The organism is Levilactobacillus fujinensis (assembly GCF_003946335.1).
In the GTDB taxonomy this organism is placed as follows: Bacteria; Bacillota; Bacilli; order Lactobacillales; family Lactobacillaceae; genus Levilactobacillus; species Levilactobacillus fujinensis.
In genome coordinates, this window is record NZ_RHNX01000063.1 from 1 (window position 1) to 5,839 (window position 5,839).

Sequence of the window (5,839 nt, forward strand, 5' to 3'; positions counted from 1 at the left end):
TGATCTAAAAAAGCTATCAGCCCATGATCTTAATAAGTCCTATCAAGGCTTGCAACAACAAGTTCAGCAAGCAACTAATCCACAACAAAAATCAGAACTAAAAAATAAATTAAATGATGTACACCATGAAATCAGTGAGCGAACACAAAAGTAACTGCAAGCATTTGCTAAAAAGAATCCAGAAATTAAACAACCAGATTCTGAACCCGATCAAAGTCTAAAACGTTAGCCAGTTTTTAAAGGGCATGCTATAATGGAAACAGAAAAGGAAGCCCCGCCGAAAACAGGACTTCCCACGCAAGCCGCTTCAAAGGCGGTGGCATAATTACAAAACTATATTAATGTCGTCCCGTAACTCGCCAAAGTTATAATCGGGGCGGCTTTTTTATTTGTGGTGCTTGTCGATATAGCTGAGTAGCGCGATTAAAAACGTGCCAAACAGCAACATCAACGAGAGTGCCTGGAAGACGCTCATTGACTGTGAAACCTTCCTGAAGATTATTCCATGTTCCCATGGGCCTCACCTCGCAAGGGAAAAGACAGCCACCGCCCTTAAAACTTCCTGCTTAATCTATTATACAGAAACTTTGACGAGGAAACCAAATTTCATCTTAATATTGTTATCAACTGTTTCAGTGAAAGTTGCGCTTAATAAGGTATTTTTGTTTAATACTACGATCAAAGTTTAGCAGCAACTAAAAGCAGCTTAGAATCTCTTTGTCGGTAGCAACCAGAGCTTATTTGTATAATTCTTTAAGCTTTTTTCATTTAATTCAACTTTTAACAAATTTGAATATCTCTACCAACCATTCTTTAGCAATTTTTTCTCTGTCGTTTTCATTTAATTCAACAATTCCCTGATTTTCTTCACCTGAAATGTCTTTTTGTAGTATAACTGCCATTTCAGCCTGTGTTAATTGAACGTAGGAAGCTAATGTTGATATAGAGTATGTGAAATTAATTGCGTCCCCTGAATTTGCTAGAATAATAGTCCTATTGCTTTTAGTTTTTAAAATTTTATACCCACCATTGTGTCCATAGCGGGGTAATTTGTTGATCATTTGACTATTTTTAAAAGTATCGTCCGCTGAAGTTACAGAAAAGCTATATAAAGTATGTTTCAAATCCAATTTTTTTAGTTGAAGAGTATCAATAGACTTCTCTCCATTAGCTATATACACAATATCAACGTCAATTAGCTCAGTATATATATCATTAGTTATTTGGTACCCATGGGCTAATGCGTTAGCTAATCGTATTGCCCTTTTATCAGAAACTGTGACTATTGCACCACGTTTTCTTAAATTACCCGCTATACTGGAGCCAACTTTACCATAGCCAATAACTAGTACTTTCTTGCCTAAAAGCGTCGTTCCATAATCTGCTAAAAAGATTTCGGATTTGACTACAATCTCATGTCCAACCAAAAAATCTTCCTCAATTTTTAAAGAACTTCTTGCCACTGATAGTATTGGGACTGATATTGAATTATTGGACAGCTTATCTTCATACTTTTGGTAGCCATTTCCCGTATCCTCGATTATTTTAACCAATTGACCTTTAAACTGTTTCTGAATGTCACTTAATCTTGGTACAAAATACCCACCAATATCAATAATTGCAAACGTGTCCTGTCCGACAATTTTCTTTATCAAGTTAGGTGTATCAACGCCTGCTAATTCTTTCCTAGAAACATCTAATATTGTACAAGTTTTTGATAAATGTTTAAGGACTTTACGATCGATACTTTTGGGCTTGGGTATAAAGTACACTTCGTAGTGTTCACATAAATAGTCTATAAAATCCAAACTGTTAATCACAGCGTGCTCTACGACAGGATTTTTTGGGGATCAGACTGTCCTTTATTAAAAAGCGCAGCGACTTTTTCGAAATACGATTTATCTAATAGATACTCATTATGTCTCATCTTTTACACCTGTTTCCATTTGGAATTCAGATAAGAAATCACGCATATACTTTGTTCGACGACTGGCTTCTTGCTTTCCCATTCTGGTATTCATTGAACTTGCTAATTTCAGTAGCTTTTCATAAAAGTGATTGATGGTTGTACTTTTGTGATGGCGATAATCATCGTGTGTTTTGATTTCCTTCACTGATATTTTGGGATCGTATATTTCCTGTCCAGCGTGCCCGCCGTAAGCAAATGCACGTGCTATGCCGATTGCACCTAGTGCATCAAGTCTATCAGCGTCCTGAACACATTTACCTTCGTTAGAAAGCTGGTAATGGTGTTCAATGTTGTCAGAATATGACATATGTTGGATAATATCTAAAATGTCTTCTCTAGCCGGAGTTGCAATATTCTCATGGCTAAGTATAATTCGTACTTCTCTCAGTCTATTCTTTTTATCTGCAGTGACTTTTTCGTCTATGGTGTCATGCAAATAGCTAGCTGCTTTCACAACATACAGACCAATATCAGTTTCATCTTTTTTAAAATCTTCTGTATATATTTTTTGAGCTAACTTAGCCACTCTTTGGGCATGAAGAAAATCATGCCCAGTTGGATCAAAGGCCATATTTTCTTTAGAAAATGATTTTATATCATCTAAACTCATTACTCTTTATCTCCTTTAATTACTTTATTTCGTAAAGCTATCAAGCATAGAGAAATTGTGAATACGGCAACAAAAAACAAAATCAAGAAATTGATTGCTAACCCCCATTTTGTCCCTGAAATTACACTCCCTTGTTGTTTCTGCAATAAAGAAACAATAGAGGACGATATTGCAATTCCAACTGCTCCTGAATAAGCTTGAACCGTCATATAAATCGAATTACCATCATTTACTAACCCAGCAGGTAATTGAGACAAACTATAGGTCATGATGTTACTGTAGCTAAAGCTCAATCCCACCATAAAAAGCATATATATTAAAACCAGCCCGCCAATACTTGGTGTAAATAGGTTGGCGCCCAAAAAGGTCAGTCCAATGATTATACAGCCACTTATAATGGGTAAGCGGGGTGCAGTTTTATCGTAAATAATACCAGCAACCACCGATAGCACTGCATCAATCACAGCGGCAGGAGCAATTAGAAAACCTACCAAACCAGGTGACTGGGCAAAAAGTATTTGTAGCACATTAGGGATTAAGTATGACATACTCAAAGAACTGAATTGCAATAGAAAAAAAGCACTTAACAACTGCAAAAAGCGTTTGTTTTTAAAGAGACTTAATTCCAACAATTTATGGCTCTTATGCTTCTCATTAAGAAGGAAAAGTAAGCCACTAAAAAAAGCTGTTCCTAGTAAAAATAAATACAATTTAAAAGAGCTACTGTTAGCAGTCAAGTTAACAATAAACATCAACGTCGTTGTCAAAAAAATGGCCAAGAAAATGCCCCCACGGACATCAAAGGGAACGTAATGAACCGGTGAACTTTGTTCAATGCTAAGCTCACCAAGCAGCCAGGTAACCATAATAATTGGTATTAAAATTATAAATAGAAAATGCCAATTGAATGTGTCCTGAATTATGCCACCATATATGGGACCCACTGCTGGTGCAAAGGCAATAACTAAGCTACCTAGCCCCATAAAAGTGCCAACTTTTTTCTTTGGCACTTGATCTAGTATGACAGCAAACATCAACGGTAACGCGATTCCATCAGCAATGCCTTGACATAAGCGGCCTAGCAAAACTAAATTAAAGCTGTTGGAAAAGCTTGCAATCAACGTACCGACTAAAAAGCTTAAGCACGAAACTCTAAATAAAGTTACCACACGAAACCGTCTTAAAAAGAATGAACCCAATGGAATCAAACTAGTTGAGACTAGCATATATCCAGTAGTCAACCATTGAACTTGACTGATAGGTATAGAAAAATACGTTGTTAATTGTGGGAAGGTTATGTTTAACGCTGTTTCAACCACTATTCCTAAAAAGCTTAAAAGACCAATCGAAATTATTGCGCTCAATAGTTTGTTGTGTTTCTCTTGAACCAAGAATTGCACCTTCCAAACACTACATATATTTTTTATTACACATTATACCACTATATATGGTTCTTAGGCCGTTGCTCCTACATATTTTCAAGAACGAACAATAGTTTCTCTAGCCTTTGAGAAACTACACTTAAAATAGTCGCAAGTCCGTTATAGCCATGCTATAATGTAAACAGAAAAAGGAAGCCCCGCTAGAACAGGGCTTCCCATGTAGAGCCGTTTAAGACGGTGGCAAAGTTTAATAATAGATTAAATAATCCGTTAGCCCTGCCAAAAGCTAAGACGGATTATTTTTTTTGCTGACTTTTGATCAGCTCAACAATTAATGCAATCAAGGCCACGATAAATGTACCGAAAGCTAGCATTAATTGTAAAGCGTCCGAAACGGACACTTAGGCTACTCCTTTCGTTAGGATTTATGGGCTTTAAAGGTTTAACACCATAAGCACCGCCTCCGATCGGAAATAGCCACCGCCTTAACTTCTCTACTTGATTCATTATACAGAGATATAATTCTTTTAGAAACATATTTTTAAATCAGTAGTGTACTTCATTCTAACCTGGATTAGTGTATTAACGTAAGTCATCTTAGTAAGAACATTGAGCATAAAAATACGGTAATTGATTCATTTTATCAGAGTGCTTGCTTATATCTATAGGAGGTTCTATTTTGAATATTCAATCTGTAAATAGTTTTTTAAGCAAAAAAGCAGAATCCCTAAAGTCTATAAAAGCTAATGTAACAGTTGATGGAAGAGGTTTGCTACCACGATTTTTCTATAGAGGACAGTCAAATGACTTCAAAAGTAGTAATAACGTTGCTAGCATCTTTAGACAAAAAGAGCTCTCCGGATATACCCATGAATATTCATTTACTAATGAGTACATGCGTAGGTACGCAAACGATTTTAACAATTTAGAAAACAATTTTTCTCGCCTGTCTTATATGCAACATTTTGGCTTGCCAACTAGGTTATTAGATGTAACGACCAATGCTCTTGTCGCTCTTTATTTTGCCTGTCAATCTCATCTTGATTCTGAAGGACATGAAACAGACGGGATAGTTACCATGTTTTTTTCTAACAAGACACAAAATATTGATGATTTCACATACTATAGTAGTCGCAGTGACACCGTGGAAGTCTTATCAACATTAGCATTGATGGACGAAGAAAAAAAGAAAAGTATTTATAGAAAAATATCTTCTTTCAACAAAAATATTGATGATTTGTTGAAAGAAGATGAAAATCATTTATACCAAAGTTGGTACATGGATCTGGTCAAGCAGTTCCCAGAGGGCTATTATGAACAACTTTCTGAGGAAAACCAAAAAGTATATGACTCACTAAATGATTTCTATAAAGAAATAAATCAGTCTTATGAAATGCAATGCCTGTATCATGATATTAAAAGAGATACTGGTTATTTTGCTGATCTAATCAACTTTAGAACTTTACTTCACCCATTTTTCGTCGAACCTTCAATTAATAATGAACGCTTACGAGCTCAAAGTGGTTTTTTCCTTTTTGAACCTTATGATGGTACATCATGTAGCTTGGAAAATATTCATGATGATATTGATAACAAAGTATCTCTGTACAATGGACACAATGAGCCAATTAGATTAGTAATTCCTGGTGAAAAAAAGCAACAAATTTTAAACGAATTAAATCAATCATTGGAAATAAACCAGGCTACTTTATTTCCAGACAAAGAAAATGTGGCTAGTTATATAAAAAATAATTTTTAATAAAAAATGTTTAAAGGCCATTAGGGCATACCCTAATGGCCATTTTTATTTCTGTGCTATACTAGGAATTACAAGTGTTCATTAGAACTGTCCAAAAGGAGAACTGGAAATGGCTAAAA

Annotated in this window: 6 protein-coding genes and 1 pseudogene; 2 read left to right on the plus strand and 5 right to left on the minus strand. The window is 35.4% G+C overall.

The annotated features are described in order from the left end of the window. Window positions 1-229 (plus strand): annotated as a pseudogene (locus EKM89_RS13300) (LtrC-like protein); the annotation flags it as partial. Window positions 230-385: 156 nt separating this feature from the next. On the opposite strand, the gene EKM89_RS14380 reads toward EKM89_RS13300, so the two are convergent. The 5 genes from EKM89_RS14380 to EKM89_RS14385 form a co-directional block, all read right to left on the minus strand. Beyond that, window positions 386-475: a putative holin-like toxin gene (locus EKM89_RS14380; RefSeq protein ID WP_107696660.1), complete on the minus strand. Its 90-nt coding sequence runs from the start codon at window positions 473-475 to the stop codon at window positions 386-388. A 298-nt stretch (window positions 476-773) separates the two neighbouring features. Next, window positions 774-1,820 carry an S-adenosyl-L-homocysteine hydrolase gene (locus tag EKM89_RS13310; protein WP_083491608.1) on the minus strand — a complete coding sequence of 349 codons (1,047 nt, stop codon included), beginning with the start codon at window positions 1,818-1,820 and terminating at the stop codon, window positions 774-776. Window positions 1,821-1,916: 96 nt separating this feature from the next. Beyond that, window positions 1,917-2,579 (minus strand): HD domain-containing protein, encoded by a 663-nt coding sequence (locus EKM89_RS13315; RefSeq protein ID WP_047021679.1) that lies wholly within the window; start codon window positions 2,577-2,579, stop codon window positions 1,917-1,919. Continuing rightward, window positions 2,579-3,970, minus strand: a complete 1,392-nt coding sequence (locus tag EKM89_RS13320; RefSeq protein ID WP_041142890.1) for an MFS transporter — start codon at window positions 3,968-3,970, stop codon at window positions 2,579-2,581. Before EKM89_RS13320 ends, EKM89_RS13315 begins: the two co-directional genes overlap by 1 nt. Before the next feature lie 287 nt (window positions 3,971-4,257). Next, entirely contained in the window at window positions 4,258-4,335 is a 78-nt protein-coding gene (locus tag EKM89_RS14385) for a putative holin-like toxin (RefSeq protein ID WP_076661461.1), read from the minus strand. 305 nt (window positions 4,336-4,640) lie between these two features. On the opposite strand from EKM89_RS14385, the gene EKM89_RS13330 reads away from it, so the two are divergent. Beyond that, window positions 4,641-5,720 (plus strand): FRG domain-containing protein, encoded by a 1,080-nt coding sequence (locus EKM89_RS13330; RefSeq protein ID WP_014940866.1) that lies wholly within the window; start codon window positions 4,641-4,643, stop codon window positions 5,718-5,720. The last annotated feature ends 119 nt before the right edge of the window (window positions 5,721-5,839 follow it).

Excerpts from the sequence above, each read along its gene's own strand:
- EKM89_RS13315 (WP_047021679.1), bottom strand. The coding sequence starts at position 2,579 with ATGAGTTTAGATGATATAAAATCATTTTCTAAAGAAAATATGGCCTTT.
- EKM89_RS14385 (WP_076661461.1), bottom strand. The coding sequence starts at position 4,335 with ATGCTAGCTTTCGGTACATTTATCGTGGCCTTGATTGCATTAATTGTT.
- EKM89_RS14380 (WP_107696660.1), bottom strand. The coding sequence starts at position 475 with ATGAGCGTCTTCCAGGCACTCTCGTTGATGTTGCTGTTTGGCACGTTT.